General features: G+C 48.9%; 29 protein-coding genes. 1 reads left to right on the forward strand and 28 read right to left on the reverse strand.

Going from position 1 to position 22,147, the window contains the following annotated elements:
• Window positions 1–97: 97 nt before the first annotated feature.
• From AC4PHM_RS09300 to AC4PHM_RS09360, 13 genes are all read right to left on the reverse strand, one after another.
• Window positions 98–484, reverse strand: a complete 387-nt coding sequence (locus tag AC4PHM_RS09300; RefSeq protein ID WP_492017538.1) for a hypothetical protein — start codon at window positions 482–484, stop codon at window positions 98–100.
• A 14-nt stretch (window positions 485–498) separates the two neighbouring features.
• On the reverse strand, window positions 499–1,089 hold the full coding sequence (locus tag AC4PHM_RS09305) for a major tail protein (RefSeq protein WP_492017539.1): 591 nt from the start codon (window positions 1,087–1,089) through the stop codon (window positions 499–501).
• A gap of 3 nt (window positions 1,090–1,092) precedes the next feature.
• Complete coding sequence (locus tag AC4PHM_RS09310; RefSeq protein ID WP_492017540.1) at window positions 1,093–1,431, reverse strand: hypothetical protein; 339 nt, start codon at window positions 1,429–1,431, stop codon at window positions 1,093–1,095.
• On the reverse strand, window positions 1,428–1,859 hold the full coding sequence (locus AC4PHM_RS09315) for an HK97-gp10 family putative phage morphogenesis protein (protein WP_492017541.1): 432 nt from the start codon (window positions 1,857–1,859) through the stop codon (window positions 1,428–1,430). Before AC4PHM_RS09315 ends, AC4PHM_RS09310 begins: the two co-directional genes overlap by 4 nt.
• Complete coding sequence (locus AC4PHM_RS09320; RefSeq protein WP_492017542.1) at window positions 1,852–2,184, reverse strand: head-tail adaptor protein; 333 nt, start codon at window positions 2,182–2,184, stop codon at window positions 1,852–1,854. The genes AC4PHM_RS09315 and AC4PHM_RS09320 overlap by 8 nt, the downstream gene beginning before the upstream one ends.
• A gap of 2 nt (window positions 2,185–2,186) precedes the next feature.
• Entirely contained in the window at window positions 2,187–2,495 is a 309-nt protein-coding gene (locus AC4PHM_RS09325; RefSeq protein ID WP_492017543.1) for a head-tail connector protein, read from the reverse strand.
• Window positions 2,496–2,519: 24 nt separating this feature from the next.
• Entirely contained in the window at window positions 2,520–2,747 is a 228-nt protein-coding gene (locus AC4PHM_RS09330; RefSeq protein WP_492017544.1) for a Head fiber protein, read from the reverse strand.
• A gap of 12 nt (window positions 2,748–2,759) precedes the next feature.
• Complete coding sequence (locus tag AC4PHM_RS09335) at window positions 2,760–3,968, reverse strand: phage major capsid protein (RefSeq protein WP_492017545.1); 1,209 nt, start codon at window positions 3,966–3,968, stop codon at window positions 2,760–2,762.
• A 19-nt stretch (window positions 3,969–3,987) separates the two neighbouring features.
• A complete protein-coding gene (locus AC4PHM_RS09340) occupies window positions 3,988–4,686 on the reverse strand; it encodes a head maturation protease, ClpP-related (RefSeq protein ID WP_492017546.1) in 699 nt (232 codons plus the stop codon).
• Complete coding sequence (locus AC4PHM_RS09345; protein WP_492017547.1) at window positions 4,683–5,939, reverse strand: phage portal protein; 1,257 nt, start codon at window positions 5,937–5,939, stop codon at window positions 4,683–4,685. The genes AC4PHM_RS09340 and AC4PHM_RS09345 overlap by 4 nt, the downstream gene beginning before the upstream one ends.
• A gap of 74 nt (window positions 5,940–6,013) precedes the next feature.
• Window positions 6,014–6,232, reverse strand: a complete 219-nt coding sequence (locus AC4PHM_RS09350) for a hypothetical protein (RefSeq protein ID WP_492017548.1) — start codon at window positions 6,230–6,232, stop codon at window positions 6,014–6,016.
• Between the two features lie 3 nt (window positions 6,233–6,235).
• Complete coding sequence (locus AC4PHM_RS09355; RefSeq protein WP_492017549.1) at window positions 6,236–6,592, reverse strand: DUF1413 domain-containing protein; 357 nt, start codon at window positions 6,590–6,592, stop codon at window positions 6,236–6,238.
• Window positions 6,593–6,662: 70 nt separating this feature from the next.
• Window positions 6,663–8,264: a terminase large subunit gene (locus AC4PHM_RS09360; RefSeq protein ID WP_492017550.1), complete on the reverse strand. Its 1,602-nt coding sequence runs from the start codon at window positions 8,262–8,264 to the stop codon at window positions 6,663–6,665.
• 138 nt (window positions 8,265–8,402) lie between these two features.
• Between AC4PHM_RS09360 and AC4PHM_RS09365 the strand changes: the two genes are divergently transcribed.
• Entirely contained in the window at window positions 8,403–8,651 is a 249-nt protein-coding gene (locus AC4PHM_RS09365; protein ID WP_464313865.1) for an AbrB/MazE/SpoVT family DNA-binding domain-containing protein, read from the forward strand.
• A 47-nt stretch (window positions 8,652–8,698) separates the two neighbouring features.
• Here the strand turns inward: AC4PHM_RS09365 and AC4PHM_RS09370 are convergent, their stop codons facing one another.
• The 15 genes from AC4PHM_RS09370 to AC4PHM_RS09440 form a co-directional block, all read right to left on the reverse strand.
• Window positions 8,699–8,878 (reverse strand): DUF5049 domain-containing protein, encoded by a 180-nt coding sequence (locus AC4PHM_RS09370; RefSeq protein WP_492017551.1) that lies wholly within the window; start codon window positions 8,876–8,878, stop codon window positions 8,699–8,701.
• Window positions 8,868–9,098 carry a DUF4314 domain-containing protein gene (locus AC4PHM_RS09375; protein WP_492017552.1) on the reverse strand — a complete coding sequence of 77 codons (231 nt, stop codon included), beginning with the start codon at window positions 9,096–9,098 and terminating at the stop codon, window positions 8,868–8,870. Before AC4PHM_RS09375 ends, AC4PHM_RS09370 begins: the two co-directional genes overlap by 11 nt.
• Window positions 9,082–9,825 (reverse strand): virulence protein, encoded by a 744-nt coding sequence (locus AC4PHM_RS09380; protein WP_492017553.1) that lies wholly within the window; start codon window positions 9,823–9,825, stop codon window positions 9,082–9,084. Before AC4PHM_RS09380 ends, AC4PHM_RS09375 begins: the two co-directional genes overlap by 17 nt.
• A gap of 132 nt (window positions 9,826–9,957) precedes the next feature.
• Window positions 9,958–11,202: a site-specific DNA-methyltransferase gene (locus AC4PHM_RS09385; protein WP_492017554.1), complete on the reverse strand. Its 1,245-nt coding sequence runs from the start codon at window positions 11,200–11,202 to the stop codon at window positions 9,958–9,960.
• Complete coding sequence (gene metK / locus AC4PHM_RS09390; RefSeq protein ID WP_492017555.1) at window positions 11,196–12,356, reverse strand: methionine adenosyltransferase; 1,161 nt, start codon at window positions 12,354–12,356, stop codon at window positions 11,196–11,198. The genes AC4PHM_RS09385 and metK overlap by 7 nt, the downstream gene beginning before the upstream one ends.
• 1 nt (window position 12,357) lies before the next feature.
• Window positions 12,358–12,969, reverse strand: coding sequence for a P27 family phage terminase small subunit (locus tag AC4PHM_RS09395; protein ID WP_492017556.1), 612 nt, complete (start codon window positions 12,967–12,969; stop codon window positions 12,358–12,360).
• A gap of 36 nt (window positions 12,970–13,005) precedes the next feature.
• On the reverse strand, window positions 13,006–13,374 hold the full coding sequence (locus AC4PHM_RS09400; protein ID WP_492017557.1) for an HNH endonuclease: 369 nt from the start codon (window positions 13,372–13,374) through the stop codon (window positions 13,006–13,008).
• A 127-nt stretch (window positions 13,375–13,501) separates the two neighbouring features.
• On the reverse strand, window positions 13,502–14,095 hold the full coding sequence (locus AC4PHM_RS09405) for a type II toxin-antitoxin system RelB/DinJ family antitoxin (RefSeq protein ID WP_492017558.1): 594 nt from the start codon (window positions 14,093–14,095) through the stop codon (window positions 13,502–13,504).
• Between the two features lie 124 nt (window positions 14,096–14,219).
• Complete coding sequence (locus tag AC4PHM_RS09410) at window positions 14,220–14,669, reverse strand: ArpU family phage packaging/lysis transcriptional regulator (RefSeq protein WP_492017559.1); 450 nt, start codon at window positions 14,667–14,669, stop codon at window positions 14,220–14,222.
• Window positions 14,666–16,024, reverse strand: a complete 1,359-nt coding sequence (locus AC4PHM_RS09415; protein ID WP_492017560.1) for an SNF2-related protein — start codon at window positions 16,022–16,024, stop codon at window positions 14,666–14,668. The genes AC4PHM_RS09410 and AC4PHM_RS09415 overlap by 4 nt, the downstream gene beginning before the upstream one ends.
• Window positions 16,005–16,286, reverse strand: coding sequence for a PDDEXK family nuclease (locus AC4PHM_RS09420; RefSeq protein WP_492017561.1), 282 nt, complete (start codon window positions 16,284–16,286; stop codon window positions 16,005–16,007). Before AC4PHM_RS09420 ends, AC4PHM_RS09415 begins: the two co-directional genes overlap by 20 nt.
• A 201-nt stretch (window positions 16,287–16,487) precedes the next feature.
• Entirely contained in the window at window positions 16,488–18,845 is a 2,358-nt protein-coding gene (locus AC4PHM_RS09425) for a virulence-associated E family protein (protein WP_492017562.1), read from the reverse strand.
• Window positions 18,842–19,258 carry a DUF7768 domain-containing protein gene (locus AC4PHM_RS09430; RefSeq protein WP_492017563.1) on the reverse strand — a complete coding sequence of 139 codons (417 nt, stop codon included), beginning with the start codon at window positions 19,256–19,258 and terminating at the stop codon, window positions 18,842–18,844. The genes AC4PHM_RS09425 and AC4PHM_RS09430 overlap by 4 nt, the downstream gene beginning before the upstream one ends.
• Entirely contained in the window at window positions 19,245–20,024 is a 780-nt protein-coding gene (locus AC4PHM_RS09435; protein WP_492017564.1) for a phage antirepressor, read from the reverse strand. The genes AC4PHM_RS09430 and AC4PHM_RS09435 overlap by 14 nt, the downstream gene beginning before the upstream one ends.
• 98 nt (window positions 20,025–20,122) lie before the next feature.
• The gene (locus AC4PHM_RS09440; RefSeq protein ID WP_492017565.1) at window positions 20,123–22,090 is read right to left on the reverse strand and encodes a DNA polymerase; all 1,968 of its coding nucleotides are present in this window, start codon (window positions 22,088–22,090) and stop codon (window positions 20,123–20,125) included.
• Between the last annotated feature and the right edge of the window lie 57 nt (window positions 22,091–22,147).

A 22,147-nucleotide genomic window follows, 5' to 3' on the forward strand; every position in this document is an offset into this window, starting at 1 on the left:
AGTAAATGTCCGATCGGCATCAGCAAAACTTCCTGCTCAGACCGATGAAGGAGGGATACACCATAAAAAATCAGTCGGGCAAACAACTCATCGTCGCTTACCCGACCTTTGCGTTTTTTGAGGGTTCATCCTCACTTTCAACATGGCGCTTCGTTCCTTTGTACATGGCGTCCATGATGGCGTTTTTGTACTCCGCGAGCTCGAAGGGAGAGGTGAGAAGTTCAACGATATCCTCAGTAAGCAGATCCCGTTTCTTCGATGGATTCTGCAAATTGTGAACCAGCACCGATTGATTGGCCAGCAGAGTGATAAGCCAAACCACCTCATCCAGCGCCATCTCAAAGTTCTCCGTTTTCATGAGCTTTTCACCCAAATTAGAAAGACCGCCATATCTCTTGGCGATCTCCTTAGTTGCTTTGGTCGTCAGGAGCATTTCATATTCCTGGCCGCCGATTGATATTCCTGAACTTCTTTCATTATCCATTTGCTATCCCTCCGTTAAGGCGTGACGGTGAAAACAGGCTCATAAACCTGCGTGTACCAGCCGGTGATAACGGAAGCTGGAACGCTCGTATCGTCCTCATTAACCTCTGATTTCCACGGATGCTTGCCGTTGCCATCAAGCTTATTTCTTCGCACCACAGTTCCTTCGATAGTCGGAGTTGAGAAGGTTATGCTGTCGCCCTTGGTGACGAGGTTGGTTGCCGGGATACCGAATACCACACGGTAAAGCCAGAAGTAACGATATTTGCCGTTTGACTTCTTAGCCCTGAAGCCAACAGCCACAGGAGAGCCACCATCTTCACTTCCAGACACGACGACGTTGTTATCATCAAGCGTTGCTCCGGTCAGATCCTCAGCAGCTGTCACGCCAATATCATCAATACCGAGGGAAAGGGTCCCGCTCTTAAATTCTTTCACGATTTCAGCAGGCCCATCATCGGCATACAGAGTCGCTTCAGCAAGCTCTACGGACAAATCCGCCTTCATCGCTTTTGCAAGCTGTATGGGGGTGCCATAGGTTTCATTGCCGCTCAAGTCCTCTGTGATTTTGGCATAGTACAATTTATCTAATCCGATTGTCGCCATTTGTTAATCCTCCAATTCGTAGTTTTTCGCCACATCAATGGCGTAATGGTGATAGCCGGTATCATCCTCATGTCCGATGTACCGGCGGTCGGTTATAATAAAATCCGCATCCAATAGAATGCGGACAATTTGGTTTTTGAGAGCCGTATAGCTTCCCTTGTCAAACAGGGATATCCGTGCCTCCTGGATTTCATGCCGGGGTTTATCGTCGGTGTATAGCTCGAACGTATCAACCATTGGCGTGATCACAGCATATCTATCTGGTGCGGGCTCTGAAAACACGCCCGTTTCCAGAGGAACGAGCGGTGAGATAAGGGTGTTCAATTCAGAAAGGAGGCTCATATTTTATCAACCTCCTCCTCAAACGTCCTGATCATCGCGTCCACACAGGCCTTTTTACCTGCCATTTTCGCAGGCTTCAGAAAAGGTTTAGGTGGCTGTCCATGTTTACCATACTCCAAAACCCCTGCAACCATAGCATTGCTTTTGCCATCCCTGCGTGGTTCGCTAAAGCCGACTTTGACGTTGAAGTTTCCGTCCCTGTCTTGTCTGACAGACGAGACTCCAAGAGCTGAAACGAGCTCGCCAGTGGATCTACTATCTTCCTTCGTCTCCTTGCCAATGACGCTTTGTAGGTTGCTTCTCACCTTTTCTTCAACGACCTCACCACCTGCCTTTAAAACAACAGGGATAATTTCATCTGTTTTCTCACCAAGTTTTGAGAGCTTCATCAGGAAGTCTTCTGGCATTTTAAATGTTGCTTTAGCCACTAGGTTTCACCTCCTTAGCAAGAACCTCAATGTACATGCCTCGACCCTTGACATCTTCCACCGAGGTGATTTCAAAGCGACCCTCTTTGTTCACCACAATCATCGCAGTCGTAATGGTCGCACCGGGTATGCGGCGAAAACGGAAAAGGTCGGTGGCTTCAGAGAAGCTGGCTCTGTTTGCCCATTTCTCATTGCCGTGCCGACCCTCCCGATACGCTTTGACAGAGGCGACGATGTTGTCGACCTCTGTCCTAAAACCCTCCGCATCTTTCGTTGTCACTTTTACCACGATGTCGATGAAGGTGTTCATCTTTCCATAGCTCATAATCACACCTTCCAATCTCGGTCCAGCCGGAGTAAAAGGTTGACCGTATTCCACACTTGCTGTCCAGCCTGGACATTATCCGCAAAAAAGCCGCCCGTGCTGCCGTCCCTTGATTCGTAGAAATGGGACGAAAGCATTATAACGGCTTGCTCTGTAGTGGGTGGCATTGCTTTTTCGGTATAGTTGTTTTCGGGCAGATGCTGATAGCTCTCGGCATAGCTGACGGCAGCGGTGATGTACAACTGCAAAAGCTCATCATCATTAGGGTGCTCAAGTATAAGGTTTGCCTTAACTTTTTCAAGCAGTGTCATACCGTCACCATCCTTTCATTGTTCTTAACTATCAGCTGCCATCAGGCCAGCAGTTTTTAGCTTTGCAAGCAGCGCATTAAAATCAACAACAAGTCCAGCTATAGTTGTAGCGGTTGAGTCTGACTGATTTTCAGCCAATGTAAACTGAGAAGGAAGCCCCGTTACAGAGGCTCCTTCCTTGATTTCAAGTGTTCCACCAATGACGGTTTTTTCACCGCCTTGCTCGGTATAGTTCTTTGCGTTATAGCTCATAGTGCACCTCCATTAAGCCTTCTGTTGAAGTACTTTGATGGCTTCTGGCAGAATCAGTTTTCCATCAACACGCTGAGTTGCGACAAAGCCTACCTGACCAGTAGCTGCATAGAGCTCATTGAGTCTTTTGAAAACACGTCCCTGACGATCAGCAACCCAGTAGTAACCGAAATCACCGAAGATGATAGACTTAGCTGATGCAGCGATGTTAGGGATATATGCTGAGGTGTAAACAGGTCTGTTCAGGATGGTATCCGGTGTACCTGCCTGCAGTGAAGGCTGCCAGATGTATTGTCCCTGACCGTCCTTCAGTTTGCGGATCGCCTTAACCGTGGCATCGTTCATGACGAACACCGCTTTATTTCTGTATGGTGCCTTAAGGGAATAGAACAGATCAAGCACCTCGTCGATGGTAATGGCCGTAGCACTTGCAGCAGTTACACCAATTTGTGCACCACCAGTAGCAGCAAGGAGACCCGTAGGCTTTCCAGAGCCGTCGCCGGTGAAGAAAGCATCCTCTTCCTTGTTCCCGATACGTCTGGCGAACTCTTTAGCGATGTAATTTTCAAGGTTGAATACGCTGTCGTTAAGCAGCTCCTCAGATACCTTGATCATGGTACCGAGTTTGTAAGCGCCAATGGAAACCTGACCGAAGCTGTCATCGCTTTCAGGAATTGCGCCTTCCTCGTCGATCCAAGAAGCGGTGCCTTTGGAGGCTACGACAGGGATTTTGCGATCACCAGAAGAGGTGGAGATGACGTTGGCCAGCTTTCTAAAGATATTTTCTTCATCCAGAGCTTCAATAAGAGTACGTTCGAATTCATCTGGTACAAGGTAGCCGCCTTCAGTGTCGGTTCCAATCTGAAGGGCATTTCTGATAACCGGATCGAGTCCTTCACCAGAACGTGTGCGCATGGCATTCCAGAACGCTTTTCTATAATCGTCGGAAGCTCTACCGCCTTTGGGCTCCATACTTAGAATATTAGGTCTACCGGTAAGTGGTGTGTTTAGTGGCTTTGAAAGCTCGCGGTCAAGAGCTTCCTGTTTTTCGAGACGATCAATTTCGTTGCCAAGGGCGACCACATCCGCTTCCATCTTGTCGTAAACGGCGGTATCCTCAGCTGAAACGATGCCATCCGCACCACGTTTGGTATCTAAAAATGCCTTAGCTGTTTCCCACGCCTTTGCGCGTTTCTCACGCAGTTCAAGAATTTTGTTCATAGTATTTTCCTCCTCAAAATTAGTGTTGAATTAAAGAGAGCCGCTTCTCCAGCGACTCAATCGGTGTACCCGTTTGTTGTTTAGGCAGTTTGGGCTTTACCTTGTCCAGCAGAGAGTTGGTAACGGCTCTGCGGCTGAAGGCATAGGTGAAATCCTCGGTCTGTGATCGCTTCTTTTCGTCCTCCAAGATGCCATCTGCAAAACCAAGCTCAATGGCCTTCTTAGCATTGAGCCAGGTTTCCGCATCCATCAGGTGTGATAGCTTTGCCCGTGACTGTCCTGTTTTGATCTCGTAGGCGTTAATGATACTTTCCTTAACCTCCGAGAGCATTGAGATGGCCTTTTGCATTTCCTCACTGTCACCAATGGCAACAGTCAGAGGGTTATGCACCATCATCAGTGCAGTCGGTGCCATCAACACGGTTGTTCCGGCCATTGCGATTACGGATGCAGCAGAGGCTGCAATACCATCGATCTTCACGGTAACCTTGCCTTTGTAATCCATGAGCATGGTGTAGATCTGACTTGCTGCAATGCAGTCGCCGCCGGGAGAGTTGAGCCAAATAACAAGGTCGCCCTCACCTGCCGTAAGTTCTGATTTAAATACCTTGGGGGTGACATCATCGTCAAACCATGACTCTTCGGCAATCACGCCGTCGAGGTAGAGTGTTCGGACACCGGAATTATCATCCCGTGCCCAGTTCCAGAATTTCTTCATTCGGTTTCCTCCGTTTCTTTTATATTTGCGAACGCACCCGCGTCCTGCAGTTTGGTCATTGCGCCGTTTATAAGGTAGAGGTCGCCACCAAGTTCTGCTGGGATGCGGTCCAGATTCTCAAGCTCCCGGATATCGTTGGCACTCATCCAGCCGTTCTGACGTGCGGTGGCGTAACCACTCATTCGACTCAAATAGTCGCCGCGTAGCAGTCCATCCACATTGAACTTAATGAATAGCTTCGGCTTTTCACTCTCCATGAGTAGGGCGCGACACATGGACTGCTCCCAGCGCACTACCCAAGGGTCAAGTGTGTATTTCACGAACTCAAGTGATTGCTGTTCGATGTTGGAGAAGGACGATTTTTCAAGGTCGGCCAGCATGTGAGGTGGCACCCTGAAGATTCGGGCGATCTCATTGATCTGGAACTTTCTTGTCTCCAGAAACTGCGCCTGTTCTGGTGAGATCCCGATGGGCTGATACTTCATGCCTTCTTCAAGAACGGCTACCCGGTGTGAATTTCCGCTGCCTTGATAGGCTGCATTCCAGGACTCTTTAATCTTCAGTGGGTCCTTGATGGTGCCGGGGTGTTCTAGCACGCCGCCTGGAGCCGCTCCGTTGGCGAAGAATTTCGCACCGTATTCCTCAGTGGCAATGGCCAGTCCCACGGCATTCTTCGCCATCGCAATGGGAGAGTAGCCAACCAGACCATCAAAGCCCAGTCCCGGAATATGAAGCACGTCCGAAGGAGACAGATATACCTGACTGTCCTTGCCAAGAGAGGGAGTGTCCTCGTTGCCGCGCTGGTACAAATAGAAAAGCCGACCGTTTGAATCACGATCGACTGTCATTTTGTTTGGCATCAGCGGATAAAGCGCAACGACCTCGCCACGGGCGTTTCTAATGATCTGCGCGTAGGCGTTTCCCCATAATAAAAGATGACTCATCAGCGTTTCTCTAAACGCAAAGGAAGTCATCTCAGGATTTGGTTCATCATGAAGCAGTTTATATAGTGGGTGTTTGAGGTGTTTTTCCTTGCCACCGGAAGCATTATATTGATATATGTGGAGCGGAAGCCCCGCCAGTGTTTCGGATAATATCCTCACGCAGCTGTACACTGCTGTCATTTGCATGGCCGTCTGCTCATTAACCGGTTTGCCCGCGCTGGTACTACCGAAAAAGAAGCTGTAGCGGCTACCACCGAGGGCATCTTTAGGCTTGTCGCGCGCCTTGAATATTCCTTGCAGTATTCCCATAGATATCACTCTCCTTAAAATGGGCATGAAAAAAGCACCTACCGGGAGATAGATGCCTTCAAATATTCTATTGATTAGATAACTTTATAACCTTCTCTTGATCGCTTATTTACAAGAGAAACATTGCCATAGATTCCAGATAAAACATCCTCGTAGAATTTTCGTGCAATTCTTGGAACAGAAGGCTCTGATCCGAAAAAATCTTTTATGAAATAAGTGCCTGGAGGCAATGTTTTCAATGCGACGATAAACTTGTTGTTATATTTTAGTTGTTCATTCGTATTTAATATCATTAATTATTCCTCCTCTCGTAAATAGAGCTGCACGTTTGAACTGTTTTTTCCAGCCGGTTTTACAGCTTTTACTTCGCCGTCGTTTCTTTTAACTAGATGGTAAAAATTACGTCCGAGTGATAGTTTTATACCGCGAGGGATATTATTCCAATCCGGAAACAGCGACATGACTGTAAACGGAATACCTAATGGTTGTTGCATGGCTTGATGTTTTAAATAATCGTAGCGTTCATCAAACTCGTCTCCCGCAATAGGGAATCTTTTAACATATTGTGCAACAGACAATCCTTTTTCTTCAGCTTTGATTTTAACATCTGTGTATTCTTTGTCTGTCAATGTAATTGATACAGTAACTGACATATTGATCACCACCTTTTCTGATTATATAATCTAATATTAGCACACATAATCAGACTAGGCAATAGTTTGTTTAAAAAACAAGTAGGCCACGATCGTCATAGACCGAAGCTCCACTTTCGTTGCCACAGCGAATCGCCCGGTCAAGGGCCATAATCGTGGCGACTGCGCCGTCGATCTTCTCGGTGGATTTCTCTTTGTCTGCTTTAATATTGCCTGCCGGGTCTGTGCGGATATAGATGTTGTCCATCATCCAGCGCAGGACCGGTTGACCGCCGTGAGCAAGCTTCTGTTCTAAGGTTAGCTTCATGAGCTCCTTGGTCGGCGGACTCATATCCTTGAAGCCCTGTCCGAAAGGAACGACTGTGAAGCCCATGCCCTCAAGGTTCTGGACCATCTGCACAGCACCCCAGCGGTCAAAAGCAATTTCCCTTATGTTGTATTTCGTGCCCAGCTCCTCAATAAAGCTCTCTATGAAGCCATAGTGGACCACATTGCCTTCGGTGGTTAACAGGTAGCCTTGCTTTTTCCAGACATCGTAATTCACATGGTCACGCCGCACACGCAAATCGATGTTGTCCTCCGGTATCCAGAAAAACGGGAGCACGACATATTTGTCATTCTCGTCCAGTGGCGGGAATACCAAAACAAAAGCAGTAATGTCGGTGGAGGAGGAAAGGTCAAGACCACCGTAGCAAACCCGGCCTCGTAAGGCTTCCGGGTCTACCGCAAAAGCGCAGGTATCCCATTTGTCCATCGGCATCCAGCGTACAGCTTGTTTGACCCATTGGTTCAAGCGGAGCTGCCTGAAGCTGTTCTCCTCGGCGGGATTCTGGCGGGCCGACTCAAAGGCTGCTTTGACTTTATCTAAGCCGACTGTAATACCGAGGGATGGATTGGCTTTTTTCCAAACCTTAGGATCAGTCCAGTCGTCCTCTTGTGCTGCACCATATATGACTGGATAGAAGGTCGAGTCGTTTTTTCTGCCGGCTATGATATCCAGTGCCTTCTGATGAACCTCCCAGCAGATGCTGTTCTGGTTGTCTCCTGCGGTTGTGATCAAAAAATAAAGCGGCTGCATTCTCGCATCACCGCTGCCTTTAGTCATAACGTCATAGAGCTTTCGGTTTGGTTGGGTATGAAGCTCGTCAAATACAACGCCATGTGTATTGAAACCGTGCTTGTTGCCGACGTCGGCAGATAGCACTTGATAAGTGCTCCCGGTTGGTAAATAAACAAGACGTTTCATGGAATCGAGAATTTTGACTCGTTTTGCTAGCGCTGGGCACATCCTGACCATATCCGCCGCAACGTTAAAGACGATTGATGCCTGATTGCGATCGGCAGCGCAGCCATAGACCTCGGCGCGTTCCTCATTGTCGCCACAGGTCAGTAGAAGCGCAACAGCAGCGGCGAGCTCTGATTTACCCATCTTCTTTGGGATTTCTACATACGCTGTGTTGAACTGCCGATAACCGTTTGGCTTGATGGTGCCAAAGATATCCCGAATAATTTGCTCCTGCCAGTCAATCAGCTCAAATCGTTTGCCAGCCCAAGTTCCTTTTGTATGTGAAAGGGATTCTATAAAGGCAACCGCATAGTCGGCCATATCCTTGTTATAGTGGGAATCCTTCGCCATATAAGCGGTAGGTTTATATTTTTTTAGTTTTCGCATCTATAATCAACTCCTAAAATGAGAAAAGCTTCTTTAAATTTGACATTTTGACTATAAAACCGCATACATAGTATGGATTTGATTGACTTTTTGAATACCATATATTACCATTTAATCATATATGTTTTGGAGGTCACCATGAAGTCTACGGGTATCGTTAGAAAACTCGATGAATTAGGTCGTGTTGTAATCCCAATTGAAGTCAGGAGAGTATTGAATATTGCAGAAAAAGATGGCTTAGAAATTTATACAGAAAATGAAACCATCATTCTAAAGAAGCACGCACCTCACTGTTCCATTTGTGGAGAAGCAAAAAACAACATCAAGTTTAAAGACAAGTTAATATGCATCGAGTGTATCAATGTAATAAAGGAAGCAGGCCGTTAATGAGAGCCTGCTTTTTTCATTCTATTTTAATTGATATCATTACTTGGTTATTTTTCGTTTCCGGCCAGGATAAAGTGTGCATATTCCTTGCGGTTTTCCTCGAGGTATACGACCAGCTCATAAAAACCCATGTCGTTTGCGATATGCTGCACCGTTACTACGTCAAACATATTCGTCAGGCCAGTATCGCAAATGGCCAAGATCTGTTTACGCACATTATCGGTCATCATCGCACCTCCGGCAAATGTCCTCGCCATAGACCACGTTTAGTCCGCTGCCATTGTCCCAGCTAACCATGATGCTTGCTGTGTCATCCACGCCGGTTACAGTGCCCTTGGTGCCGATGGGCGGAGCCTGCACATCATCCATGCGAAGAAGCTCCACGCGGCAACCAATCGGAAACTGGCGGCGAATACGCTCGACTATTTCTTTATTCGGAAATCTCATCGTTAGCCTCCTCCTTTTCACTTAGCAGGGCATTTACCGCTGGATCGTCAGTAGCTGCGTCCAAGTCCTCTGCACTAAAGCCTTTCTTGGCTCCCGTTCGAAATGCAGCGCTACCGTTCAGGTTCCGAAGAAGCGTCCGGCGCGTTTCCTTGAACTTATCGCCAATAAAACCGAGCCTTAAGAGGAAGCAGCGAAAGGTATATTTCTCATTGTCGGTTTCTTTTTCCTTGGCAGTCACACGCTTATGGTTCTTAGCTGCATCAAGTAAATGCCCAAGGAAATGAGAAGCTGCGCTGATGACCTCGGGCTCCGGAATGCGATCGAACCAAGGGAAGCGGATACGCTCCTCGGCGACCTCAATTTCCAAGCTGTCAGCACCGAGTGCCTTTTTAATAAGAGTTGCTTTGCTGTCCACCATTCTGCGCAGGTTGTCAATCGCTGCTTCGGTGGTGTCTTTCAGCGGGAGCTCGATGCAAAGCCCATCTGTGACTTCCTCGGTCTCAGCTTCAAAGCCCATTTCAGAGAGGCGCTCGATAAGCTGCTCACCCTCCCTGCGGTTGGTGTGGTCATCGAAGGAAAGAATGCAGTCTTTGCTGATAGTGAAGTTGTCCACCTGATAAGCACAGGTTGGAACACCGAGGTACTTGGCATCGCTTTCGAGAATTTGCGCGATGGCCTGTACCAGTCGCTTGCGGTCGGGTCCGGTTACGTTGTACTTGATTTCCATTTTCAAAACCTCCTATCGTTTTGGTATGTACATACATCACTCTAAAGGCACCATATAGCAAGTGTTTTTCGAGAAATATATGTGCCAAATCGAGTCAGAGGAAGATCTAGTTCATCATCAGCGGTGCTATCGTCAAGCCTTGCTATCTTCTATGGTTGTCACCTCTACATAGGAGTAGAGCAGACCATCGCGCTGGACAGAAACCTTGTCGATAGAGTCGACCTGTTCGATGTACCTTTTTACAATAACGTCGCAGAACTTCTCATCAAGCTCGATGGTATAGCAAGAGCGGTCAGACTGTTCACAGGCGATGAGCGTTGAACCGCTGCCACCAAAGGGATCAAGCACCAAGGTATTACTCATGCTGCTGTTCATAATTGGGTACGCCAAGAGCGGGACCGGCTTCATGGTCGGGTGATCGCCATTTTTCTTAGGCTTGTCGAACTCCCAGATAGTGGTTTCCTTCCGGCCGGTGTACCACTGATGCTTTCCGGTTTTCTTCCAACCGTAGAGCACAGGCTCATGCTGCCATTGGTATGGAGAGCGCCCCAGAACTAACGACTGCTTTTTCCAGATGCAGCAGCCGGACAAATAAAAACCGGCATCCACAAAGGCTCTCCTGAAATTCAGCCCTTCGGTGTCGGCGTGGAAAACATAGATGCTGGCGTCATCTGCCATGACTGCTTCGGTGTTTGTAAAGGCATCGAGCAGAAAGTGGTAGAAGGCGTCGTTACCCATGTTGTCGTTTTTGATTTTTCCGGCACTGCCTTCATAGTTGACGTTGTAAGGTGGGTCGGTGATCACGAGATTGGCTTTGGCTCCGGCCATCAGCAAATCAAAGGTGTCCTTCTTAGTGCTGTCACCACAGACCAGTCGGTGCCGACCAAGGTTCCAGAGGTCACCGAGCTTGGTGATTGGAGGTTCCTTTAGCTCTGCTTCTACATCAAAATCATCATCGTGGATGCCGTCTTTGATACTATCCTTAAACAGATCATCCAGTTCAGCAGGATCAAAGCCGGTGAGCGATACATCGAAGTCTGCACCCTGCAAATCTGCAATGAGCAGAGCCAACTTTTCTTTATCCCATTCGCCAGAAATCTTATTCAGTGCGATGTTGAGGGCTTTTTCCTTCTCGACATCCATTTCGACCACTACGCACTCGACTTCGGTGATGCCCATGTCGATGAGCACCTTTAAACGCTGATGCCCACCTACAACACAGCCGGTCACCTTATTCCAGATGACCGGCTCGACGTATCCGAACTGTTCAATTGATCGCTTCAGCTTATCATATTCTGAATCGCCGGGCCTTAAGTCCTTGCGGGGATTGTAGTCCGCAGGTAGAAGCTCGGCGGTTTTCTTTTTCTCAATCAGCATATTTTTTTTACCGCCTCTCGTAGTTCGTCATAACGGTCCAGCCATTCCCAACGAGAAAGCGTTCCGCTGAAATGGCCATAGGTTGCTGTATTTGCATAGATGGGATTTCTCAAACTCAGTGTTTCGATAATTGCCGCTGGACGGAGGTTAAAAACCTCAAGGACCGCTTTGCGAAGAATCTCATCAGAGACAGTACCCGTACCGAAGGTGTCAATCTCAACCGCAACAGGATCAGCCTTGCCGATAGCATAGGAGATGGCCACCTGACAGCGTTTGGCATAGCCGCAACGGACGAGGTTCTTTGCGATGGCCCTTGCCATGTAGGCACCGGAGCGGTCAACCTTCGTCGGGTCTTTTCCGGAGAAGGCACCACCGCCATGAGCAGCAAGGCCGCCGTAGCAATCAACCATAATCTTTCGACCAGTCAACCCAGTGTCAGCTGCAGGCCCACCTTCGACAAAACGTCCGGAGGGATTGATGAGGATTTGAGTGTCATCATCAAACGGAAATTTCTCGAACACCGGCCACAGTACTTGTGAGATGATCTCACTGCGGAGAATCTCTAAATCCTTATTAGCGCGGTGCTGTACAGAAACAATAATCGTTTTGATGCGCTTGGGCTTGTCATCTTCATACTCGACAGTGACCTGGGCTTTGCCATCAGGACCAATGCCTTTGATGATGCCGTTTTTCATGGTACTATCGAGCTTTTGACAAATGGCATGAGCAAATACGAGAGGGAGCGGAAGTTTTTCTAGCGTCTCATCTGTAGCATAGCCATAAACAGTGCCTTGATCGCCAGCGCCGAGCATGGAATACCATGAGGTATCTCCAGTGCGGGATTCCAGCGCCTGATTCACACCACCCGCGATATCCTTGCTTTGCTGGTGGACGAATACAAACACAATAAATTTCCAAGGGTTGTAGCCGACCTCCTCAAGAACTCTACGGACCACCCAGCGGATGTCTACTTTTTTCGAGCAGGTGATTTCGCCCGCTACGATGATTTTGCCTTTTGTCGCCATGACCTCGCAGGCCACGCGAGAAGTTTTATCTTTGCGAAGACACGCATCAAGAATGCTATCTGCTATCAGGTCGCAGAGTTTATCCGGGTGACCCTTGCAGACACTTTCAGAAGTTTTGTATTTTGTCATATCATTTTCCTTTCCGGGCGGTTAAGAGCCGCTCCATAACATCATCTTGTGGATTCACACCGCTGTACTCGCCGGTACAGTTTTCTTTTACGATCTGAAAAATCTCCATCCACAGGCGGTTTGTTTGGTTCATGTAGTTTTGACCCATCGCCACATAGGGGCTCTGAATTGCATTGCCTGTAGTGGGATGCTTTGCTAGAAAGCCGTATTCAGTGACTGCTTCCTCGCATTGAATCCACCTAGCCACGCTCATGGCGTAGCGCTCCAGAAGCTGCGGAGCTACAAGTACCGCACAGCCACGTTCGTTCAGCCAAGTCCAAGCGGATTTATAGATCTCGCTTGCGACAAGTGTCTTACCGTCTTTTTGTATGGCTTCGAGCATTTTGTTTGGTTCAGGCATTTCAAGGCCTTTGAGATCTGCAGCATCTTGAAATTCCATCACAGTCAGTTTCCTGCCGCCGGGATTGCCCTCGGCAATTTTGTCGGCTAGTGGCTTCTTTTTTGCGCCCGCTCCGATACGAGCACCGCCACGGTTGGTACCGTCTTTTGCCAAAAATATCACCTCACTTTGCAGGGCTGGGGCTATTCCCTCGTTTGAAAGCGCGTTTTTCAACACGAAGCCCCACGCCGCTGTCCGTTTTGAATAGTTTTAGAGATTTGACCGCCCCCACCGGTCACCGCTCTCTGCAGTAATTCGAGAATGACAGGATTTACATAGAGACATTAGATTACTCTTTTCATTGCCACCACCCTTAGAGAGCGGGATGATGTGGTGGACTTCTTCGGCAGGCGTTAGCTTGCCTTGCTTCTCGCACTCTTCACAAAGGGGATGCAACTTGATGTAGCGGTCGCGGATGCGCTTCCAGCTTCTGCCGTAGCGTTTGTTGGACTTTGGGTCGCGCTGGTAATGGTTGTATTGTTTGTCCACGACCTTTTGATGCTCGGCGCAGTATTGCTCACGCTCAGCGAGCCGACCGCAGCCGGGGAAGGCGCAGGGACGCTTTGGTTTGTATGGCATGGGTTCACCTCACTTTCGGGGCATAAGAAAAGCCCCCGCGGTTTTCCGCGAAGGCTCTTGATATAGCTTTTGATACTATTATTATACTATGCCTTTAGACAAATACTCCCTCAGAATTCCCTCATCTTTATGAGTGCTTCTTGCAGTATGCCTCGACTTTATCACCAAAGCTTCCGGACAGCTTATCCTGCCAATAAGGGACGGACAATTTTAATGATTTTAATGCATCCTGGTGTTTTTCCTCACCGAGTTCCTTTTTTATTTTTTCCATGTAATACTCAAGGTCCTGCATTTTCATGGTACGGGTGTTGGGTTCACCCTTGGCAAGGTTGGCGAGAATGTTCAGGTAGATAAACGCACTACCACGGTTCATCCCAGTTTTAGTGGACACCTCCGTGCTCATCCGATTGATTTCACCAGAGCCCTCAAGATGTCTTAAGAACGAACGCCAAACCTCCTCGACCATAACCGGGGTGATCTTATTATTGCTACGTGTGACCTGGATGGAGTCATAATCAATCGCCTCGTTTGAGTCCTCAGAAGCGTCAGGCTCTGCTTGACTTGAAACCGGAGCCGCCATCGTCATCGGTAAGCCCTTTTCTATTGCGACCCTCCTAAGAAAAATGTTGACTGCCATCTCCATATTCAGCCCAAGGGAGTGAAGGATCTTCTCCGCTTCATGTAAGGTTACATCCTCAATATTGATTTCTAGCTTTGCCATACTGAACACCTCCATAATTTACTATCGTTTTACTTGAATTTACTATATCGTTTTTACTTTTACTTGTAAATAGTATTTTTATAGTATTTTTGCTTTCGTTCAATTAATCGATAGTATTTGTAGATCAACAATATAGAAGGCTCCGAAGATGATTCAGGGCATTGGACCTTAAACGTTCAATGTGGCTTTCACTGTAGCTCAGTTCATCCATCAGGCGATAGGTCGCACCGGATTTCTGGTTTTCTGTCATGTAGAACTCGGTAAGGATGTGCTGCTCTGTGTCAGTCAAGCTGGACCACGCAGGCTCAAACCAAGTCATGTACTCAATGGCCTGGCTGTAGCGCTCCCGCAGAATATCCAGCTTATCAATCTGGGCCGCCAACTTGTCGGCTCCAGCCTGAGGGTTCCTTGCAGAGGGCATCCCGGATAGCTTTGGACCTCTTGGAGAAGCCATCTGGGAATACACATCCTTGATTTCCTGAGGAGTGTTGTTGATGATAAACCGCATGTTTTCGTAATCGCGGATGGCGGCTACAGTAGCGGCGTTTTTATTGATATATTTTAGTGCAATCATGTAACCGCCTCCTTCTTTAGGGTCGCCCTGACCGCATCAATCAGTGCGGACTGGGATTTATCTTTCATCCGTAGGGCTTTCATGACCTGTTCGTCAATTGTGCCCTTAGCAATGAGGTGATGGATTATTACCGTATCCTTTTGTCCTTGCCGCCAAAGCCTCGCATTCGTTTGCTGATAAAGTTCGAGACTCCAGGTCAACGAAAACCACACGAGGGTGGAACCTCCAGCCTGAAGATTTAGGCCATGTCCAGCTGAAGCAGGGTGAATAACCCCTAGCGGTAGTTCTCCGGCATTCCATCTGCAGATGCTTTCAGCTGTATCTAGACGCTCAGCAGGAAAGCGCTCGAGTATTCGCTCAAGATCATGCTTATACCAGTAGGCGATGAGCACCGGTTTACCGTTGGCCGCTTCGATCAGATCCTCAAGAGCATCAAGCTTTCGGTCATGCAGGTGGATGGCTTCGTGGTTTTCGTCATAGACCGCACCATTTGCCATCTGCAGCAGCTTCCCGGAAAGGGCTGCTGCATTTGCGGCATCAATCTCCTTGCCTTTAAGGGACAACACCATCTCGTCCTTCATGGTCAGGTAGTGTTGTTCCTCACTTGGCGACATCCGGACAGGGACTTCGTTCATCACCAGTTCCGGCAGCTTCAAATGGTCGCTGCCCTTCATGGATATCGTGATATCAGAGATCAGCCCGTATATGGCTTCTTCGGCACCGGGCTTTGGTTTATAGGAGAAAACCACCTGGGCATTTCGCTTGTCAGGGACAAAGAAGGTGGACCTATAATTCCCGATAAATCGGCCGAGCCGCTGGCCCATGTCCAGAAGCCTGAACTCTGACCACAGATCCATGAGACCGTTGCTGGAGGGTGTCCCCGTAAGTCCAACAATTCGCTTAACACCGGGCCGTACCTTCAGCAGGCTTTTAAACCGCTTAGCTTGATGGGATTTGAAGGAGGACAGCTCATCGACGACTATCATGTCATAGTCGAAAGGCAGCCCGCTCTTGGTGACCAGCCATTCAATGTTTTCTCGGTTGATGAGGTGCACCTGAGCTTTTTGCAGCAGCGCTGCTTTACGTTCCCGTTCACTGCCGACAGCAACAGCATATTTCAGACCCGAGATATGATCCCATTTCTCGATTTCAGCGGGCCAGGTATCCCGAGCCACACGAAGTGGAGCAATCACCAAAACCTTTCGAATCAGAAAGCTATCGAGGGTCAAATCAAAGATGGCCGTCAGGGTGATTACTGACTTGCCAAGACCCATATCTAACAGGATTGCAGCAATGGGATGCTGGAGGAGGTACTCTGTTGCATAAACCTGATAGTCATGTGGTTTGTAAATCATCAAGTATCCCTCCAATCTGCCTTTCATCGTCAAGGACATACACTAGAAAGCCCAAGGACCGTAACAGTTCATGCCTTCTAAGCTGCAAGGGACGTGGTTTACAGCCCTTGGCTTTAACCTCAACGAAGGCCATTTTTGAACCCGGAAAAAGTACAAGACGGTCGGGCATGCCATCAAAACCAGGCGAAACAAACTTCACAGCGATTCCACCAGCTGCTTTAACCACCCGGACCAACTTCTGTTCAATCAATTTTTCACGCATAAGTACCTCCTTGTGCCCATGTCCATGCCCAAGCGGTCTAAACTCTTACGCGCGTATACGCGCTTAAATGTGCCTATTACTCCTTTACTTCTTATAACTACAACCTTGAATAAATAAGGAATCGGCACAATGGGAACAAGCACTCCTAGAAGCCTACCAGCTGAAGGGCTTGCGACTTTGCCCAGACTGTGTGCCTTACCTTTAATGAGCAGCATTGGCATATGCCTGCACCTCACTTTCGGTTCGAATGAACACACGTTGAGGACCATAGAGCTGCACATGCTTTTTACCGGTCTTGTTGCCGGTGAATTTCGCCCAGCCGCCTATCTTACTTAGGATGCTCTCAATCTCATAGGAGTCGCCTTTCTTAACGGTCTCGCGACTCTTGCCAAAGCACTCACACCAAATTTCCATGACGCAGACCTGCTGCCTGCGCTGCGTTCCTATGCGGGTTTCGCCACCGAACTCACTGCCTGTGAGGAAGCTTCGCCGCTGATAAAGGTCCAGCTTATCCCAGCCTTCAGGTAGCAAGGTATCGAGATACTCCGCTACCAAACCTTCACGGTCGTCGCTTTCCATGGCATCCCGCTGCTGGGAGACTGCTTCCTCAGCCAGTGCACCTTTCAGGAATAGCTCCTCGCCAGCTTTATAACGTTCTATTGTCTCGGCCCATATTTGATCCACCTCGTTAAGATCCCAGGCATGGTATTTACCATGGCCCATAACACGCACTGGCCAGAAACGGCGATTGCCCGTAATGTCCCGAAGGAACCCACCATCAGAGTTGGTGGTACCAACAATGATGCAGGAACGCGGGTGACTTTCCACGGATACACCATAGGACTGGCGATACTTATCATCTGTCCTCGTAATGAACGACTTCACCGTTTCCACATCCAGTTTCTTAATGCCAGCAAGCTCTCCGAGCTCCAGTATCCAATAGCCCTGCAACTTCTCTGGTGCAGTCTTGTCTTTCATGTCAGAAATAGATAACGAATCGGAGTACCACTGGCCACCTAACCGAGCAAAGAGAGTGGATTTACCGATGCCTTGTGATCCATTGAGCACAAGAATGGAATCGAACTTCGTGCCCGGTCTGTAGATCCTGGCCACTGCCGCCACCATTGTTTTTCGTGTGACCGCACGGACATAGGGTGTATCTTCTGCACCCAGGTAATCGATGAGTAGCGTGTCAAGCCTTTGGGTACCATCCCATTTCAAGGTTCCAAGGTAGTCCTTGATCGGATGATAAAGTCGTTCCACCGATATCACGCCAAGCAGCGCATCTTTGAACTTGGTCGGTGACCAAATCCCATAGGTGCGCTCAAAATAGAGCTTGGCACAGGCCATGTCTGTATCACCCCAGCCAGGCTTCACCTGAGGCCAAGGCAGCTCACCTATCACATCGATTAGGTTCTTGAATTGGTTGAACACGATATACTGTAGTGCCGGATCAAACCTTAGGATGGTGGAAATATTGGACAAGGTATCCTTGATCTTACCGTTCTTTTCAAGCTCAAGCCGGCTTTGCCAATCCTCCTCGTCTGAAAACTCCTCGATGGTCTGGGCTTTTCGTTCCTGTGTAAACTCCGCCTTAACCCGAGCATCCTTAACAGCGAATTCAGACATCGCCTTAAAGGAGGCCTTTTCGTCAAGCTCAGGATATTTGTGAAGCCTAACAAGATCAAAGGCATTTAAGAGCTTCCCGCAGACCGGATCTGTGGCATGATGGGAATAAGCGAACTTGCCGCCGTAAATAACAACACCAGCGCTGGAGTCCGCGGGGATATAGTCAAAGCGGCCTTCCATCGCAGAAGGCTCATAAACAGTTGGCAAAAATACCTCGATGGCTTCTTCGATGGAGTAAGCCCTGCAGAACGCGCCAACCACACCGCTTTTTTCGAGCGGGTCCTTTTGCTGCTTGATGCTATGCTGAAGGACCTCCGACTGTCGTTTCGAGGTTGGCCACATTGAGGTATCCCGCCAATCGACATACCTCGAAAGATACACATCCGGATCAAGTAAGGTGCCATCCTTATCTTGATACACAAACCCACCATCCGAAGAGGTCGATGGCCAGTACATCAGGCGGGAGGGCTCATAGGTGGTGTCATCAAACATGTCGATACCGATTTCCTTGGCCACCATACGGCCAAGAGCAGGATACTCATCCTCACTGACCTCCCGGGCTAGTGGTATAACCAGACGAAGTCGCGGAGCCTCCGGGGTATGCTTATGAGTGGAATAGAGGCAACAGGCCCAATCGTAGAGAGACTCAAGCTGCGTCCAGGTATCCGGTGTTGCGTAGTCCATATCGAGGGTGAGCATGGACCGACAAAGCACATAACCGTTTCGTCGTTTGCCTTCTCGTAAGGCACCACCGACGAAGCCACCTATGTCTTTGATGGAATCCTGACGGGCCTTTGTCATCTTACGAAACTCGGATACCGTTTCGGTGGTGCGCCTGGTGGTGCGTACCATGTCCTTGAAAGCTGACCATGGGATGTCCTTGTTTTTCCATTTCTTATCCATACGGCTATTGCCGACAGCGATCTTCATTCAAATTCCTCCTCGCACACATCATTGAAACGCCTTATTGGAATACCGCGTTTTTTCGCCTTGGCTATTTCACGTGCCATGCCACTCGATATATGGCGGCCGAACACCCATAGCTCATCACACTTTCCGAGCCAGACCATCCCAAAGAAGAGCCCGAGCTCTCGTTCGGAGGGATCAGCTTCGTCCAGTACCTGAGGATAAAGCAAATGAGGAGCGAAAGGGATCGCGCCTCGCACCACTGCAAACCGCATGTATCGAAGGGCTCTTCTGGTGTTTCCTTCTATATCGCCGGCAAACGGCGAGCAAATGAACACACAGGGATTTCTTGCTTTCGCTTTTTCCTTCCGCTCCACAGCCGCCAAGGCATCGGCAGCCGTTGGATCGGGGTAGTGCTCCGCATTAAATCTGTCCATTGCTGCCACCTCCGCCGAGGAAGTAGTTGACGAAATACTGCTGGCCTTTTCCTGTCACCTTGGTGGTCTTAGAAATCGTGACATGGCCATCTGAATGGGTGATAGCCGTTTCCTTGACCTTGAACAGTTCCAGCTCCATTGCCCTCTGGGTAGGTGCATTGTAGTCGGTGCCCTTGCGTTTGATCAAAAATCCTTCCTGTCTAAGTTTTTCAAACAGGCGATTCTGACCGATTTCAATTCCGTTGCCCTTAAGGATTTTGGCAAGCTCGCCGATGAGGATGGTTCCATATGATACTGATACAGCATCAGCAAAAACGACTTTAGGCCTGTCGACCGTAGCTTGAAGCTGGAGTCGCTCCTTTGCCTGCCGTTCTTCTTTAAGTGCGGTCAGCACCTTGATCCAGGCATCGGGATCATTCATTATTTCTTCAAGCTTGTCCGAGGTAACATACGCTCCGTGCTTGCGGATGCTTGGTAGGATTTCGTGGGTGACCCAGCGCTTGAACCTGCGGGCTTCAGGCTTTCGTGAAAGCAGGATAACGTTGTATAGCCCGCTTTCACTAATAACCGTCAATTCTTGCTTCCCGCCAAGGGTGTCAACAATGCTTACACCCTTTTCGTCTTCATCCAAGCGTTCAGCCACCATACGACTATTGCTGAGTTCTAAGACCTCACACACATCCTTCAGCACCCACCAAGGCTCGCCACTTTCCTGGATTGTTCTGACTTCCTTCCCCTCGTAGGAGAAAACCTGTAAATTGTTCATATTAGAACCGTCCTTTCTGAAGGCCAGAGGATTTTGTTTGTTGCCTTCGCTTTAAGCCACGAGAAAGGGCGGTTTCGGACGGTCCTTTTCAAATTTCCTTAATCTTTTTTGTAAAATGGGCACACAAACCCATCGGCACGAAGTAAAAGCCCTTCAGCCCAAGGTGGAACCTGGCTCATTTGCTCACAAATTGCTTCCATCGACAAATGCGCGTCGGCTTCGATGACGAGCTCGTCATGGACATGCATTACAATTTCACAGTGCTGGAACCTATTAAGGGCGTGACAGAGAAGATCGCGGGATACGGCCTGGACGATGTTCTCCACCAGCTTTGGGCCATAGGTCTCGATGCGTTCCCATTTTTTCGTTGCGCCGACACCCTCATAGGTCACCGACTCATTTCCGAATCGGTTCTGACCAAGCTTCGGTTTCACATAGGAGAGCTGTCTGCCTGAAGGTAACCTCACGAAGAGCATCCCGCTTCTGCACTCAAACTGGATTCCGTGGGTGTTCGTAATCGTTCGTTCCTTAACAGTCGTCATGGCAGCCCGATCCACGTCCCACCAGAACCGTACAATGTTTGGATTGGCCGCACGCCATACATTGACCAGAGGCTGTAGCTCATCCTCTAAGACTCCCATATCAAGTGCGCCCATGGCTTTGAGCGCACCAACCGATCCGCCATAACCGAGGGCGAGCTCTGATATTTTGCCCTTTTGTCGCAAGGGGCTGCCCTTGGTGATTTCCTCAAGTGGGACATGAAACATCTGACTGGCCGACGCCTCATAGATCCGGCCGTGGGTGGCAAATACCTCATTTCGCCAGGTCTCACCGGCAAGCCATGCAATCACACGGGCTTCTATCGCTGAAAAGTCCGCCACGATAAATTGATGACCGTCTTTCGGAATAAAGGCAGTCCGGATGAGATCCGACAGCACCTCCGGCACCGTATCATAGAGTGCTTCTAGCATTTCGTACTGGCCAAGCTTGACGAGCTGCCTTGCTTGCTCCAAGTCAGGCAGGTGGTTTTGGGGTAAATTTTGGACCTGCACAAGCCTTCCGGCCCAGCGTCCCGTTCTGTTCGCGCCGTAAAACTGCAGTAAGCCACGAACTCTGCCATCTGAACAGACAGCATTTTTCATCGCCGTGTATTTCTTGACGCTGCTTTTGGCCAGAGACTGCCGCAACTCCAGCACCCTACAGAGTGGTTCAGGCGCTGTCTTCAGAAGCTCTTTCACAGCAGCCTTGCCCAGCGTGTCAGTCTCTATGCCTTGATCAGAAAGCCACGCCTTCATCTGGGCGACCGAGTTTGGATTATCCAGTTCAGTCATTTGCTGCATCAGATAGGTCAGTTCTTGTTTGGCTCGCTCATCAAAGCGAATGGCCTGCTCAACCAAGCCCATGTCCAGCTGAATACCCCGGTCATTTATCACTTGATCGAGGATATAGTTTTGCCATTCAGATTCCGGCACAGGAAACTTGTGAAGCTTCGCCTGGAGTTCAAGCTCCGTTTCAACATCGCGGGCGTTATAGGCTTTGTACTGCTCCCATTTATCGGGTGCGTCAGCTGGCAGGTTGCGTTCACGCCCGGCATTTACCTTTGATGGTTTACAAGGCATAGAGAAGTAGCGGATTAGGTCTTTGCCTTCCTTGAGCTTTTGTTTTTCAAGCCCGAGCACGACACCAGCGCTCTCTAGTGCGAGGGGTAAACCCATGTAGGCTGACCAAATCATTGAGCAGCGCCACGCTGACGGGCTCAGAAATTGGCTCTTTGGATTGTCTGGGTCAAGGGTTACTCCTATTCGCTTTAGCCAGCGTGAAAGGCAGACCCGCTCAAACTGACCATTAAAGGCCCACTTTATAACCGCAGCATCTGTCAAAGCATTTAGGATCTCCAGCGGCAGCGCTTCGCCACTGGCAAGATCAATGACCTGCACTTCACCGCCATCAACCGAATAGCCAAACAGTAGAATGTCGAAATCCGGTGACTCAGAATATTTGTAGACGCCGCATTTAGAAAGGTCGGCGCTCGAATACGTTTCAATATCAATGGATAGTGTTTTCATAAGCCCTCCGTATCAGAAAAGGGCGGCAAGATAACCTGCCGCCCAAATCGTCGTATT

The sequence above is a fragment of the Acidaminobacter sp. QWL-03 genome (assembly GCF_058683855.1).

Coding starts and splice junctions, on each gene's coding strand:
- AC4PHM_RS09300 (WP_492017538.1), bottom strand. CDS start 484: ATGGATAATGAAAGAAGTTCAGGAATATCAATCGGCGGCCAGGAATAT.
- AC4PHM_RS09305 (WP_492017539.1), bottom strand. CDS start 1,089: ATGGCGACAATCGGATTAGATAAATTGTACTATGCCAAAATCACAGAG.
- AC4PHM_RS09310 (WP_492017540.1), bottom strand. CDS start 1,431: ATGAGCCTCCTTTCTGAATTGAACACCCTTATCTCACCGCTCGTTCCT.
- AC4PHM_RS09320 (WP_492017542.1), bottom strand. CDS start 2,184: ATGAGCTATGGAAAGATGAACACCTTCATCGACATCGTGGTAAAAGTG.
- AC4PHM_RS09325 (WP_492017543.1), bottom strand. CDS start 2,495: ATGACACTGCTTGAAAAAGTTAAGGCAAACCTTATACTTGAGCACCCT.
- AC4PHM_RS09330 (WP_492017544.1), bottom strand. CDS start 2,747: ATGAGCTATAACGCAAAGAACTATACCGAGCAAGGCGGTGAAAAAACC.
- AC4PHM_RS09335 (WP_492017545.1), bottom strand. CDS start 3,968: ATGAACAAAATTCTTGAACTGCGTGAGAAACGCGCAAAGGCGTGGGAA.
- AC4PHM_RS09340 (WP_492017546.1), bottom strand. CDS start 4,686: ATGAAGAAATTCTGGAACTGGGCACGGGATGATAATTCCGGTGTCCGA.
- AC4PHM_RS09345 (WP_492017547.1), bottom strand. CDS start 5,939: ATGGGAATACTGCAAGGAATATTCAAGGCGCGCGACAAGCCTAAAGAT.
- AC4PHM_RS09350 (WP_492017548.1), bottom strand. CDS start 6,232: ATGATATTAAATACGAATGAACAACTAAAATATAACAACAAGTTTATC.
- AC4PHM_RS09355 (WP_492017549.1), bottom strand. CDS start 6,592: ATGTCAGTTACTGTATCAATTACATTGACAGACAAAGAATACACAGAT.
- AC4PHM_RS09360 (WP_492017550.1), bottom strand. CDS start 8,264: ATGCGAAAACTAAAAAAATATAAACCTACCGCTTATATGGCGAAGGAT.
- AC4PHM_RS09365 (WP_464313865.1), top strand. CDS start 8,403: ATGAAGTCTACGGGTATCGTTAGAAAACTCGATGAATTAGGTCGTGTT.
- AC4PHM_RS09370 (WP_492017551.1), bottom strand. CDS start 8,878: ATGACCGATAATGTGCGTAAACAGATCTTGGCCATTTGCGATACTGGC.
- AC4PHM_RS09375 (WP_492017552.1), bottom strand. CDS start 9,098: ATGAGATTTCCGAATAAAGAAATAGTCGAGCGTATTCGCCGCCAGTTT.
- AC4PHM_RS09380 (WP_492017553.1), bottom strand. CDS start 9,825: ATGGAAATCAAGTACAACGTAACCGGACCCGACCGCAAGCGACTGGTA.
- AC4PHM_RS09385 (WP_492017554.1), bottom strand. CDS start 11,202: ATGCTGATTGAGAAAAAGAAAACCGCCGAGCTTCTACCTGCGGACTAC.
- metK (WP_492017555.1), bottom strand. CDS start 12,356: ATGACAAAATACAAAACTTCTGAAAGTGTCTGCAAGGGTCACCCGGAT.
- AC4PHM_RS09400 (WP_492017557.1), bottom strand. CDS start 13,374: ATGCCATACAAACCAAAGCGTCCCTGCGCCTTCCCCGGCTGCGGTCGG.
- AC4PHM_RS09405 (WP_492017558.1), bottom strand. CDS start 14,095: ATGGCAAAGCTAGAAATCAATATTGAGGATGTAACCTTACATGAAGCG.
- AC4PHM_RS09410 (WP_492017559.1), bottom strand. CDS start 14,669: ATGATTGCACTAAAATATATCAATAAAAACGCCGCTACTGTAGCCGCC.
- AC4PHM_RS09415 (WP_492017560.1), bottom strand. CDS start 16,024: ATGATTTACAAACCACATGACTATCAGGTTTATGCAACAGAGTACCTC.
- AC4PHM_RS09420 (WP_492017561.1), bottom strand. CDS start 16,286: ATGCGTGAAAAATTGATTGAACAGAAGTTGGTCCGGGTGGTTAAAGCA.
- AC4PHM_RS09425 (WP_492017562.1), bottom strand. CDS start 18,845: ATGAAGATCGCTGTCGGCAATAGCCGTATGGATAAGAAATGGAAAAAC.
- AC4PHM_RS09430 (WP_492017563.1), bottom strand. CDS start 19,258: ATGGACAGATTTAATGCGGAGCACTACCCCGATCCAACGGCTGCCGAT.
- AC4PHM_RS09435 (WP_492017564.1), bottom strand. CDS start 20,024: ATGAACAATTTACAGGTTTTCTCCTACGAGGGGAAGGAAGTCAGAACA.
- AC4PHM_RS09440 (WP_492017565.1), bottom strand. CDS start 22,090: ATGAAAACACTATCCATTGATATTGAAACGTATTCGAGCGCCGACCTT.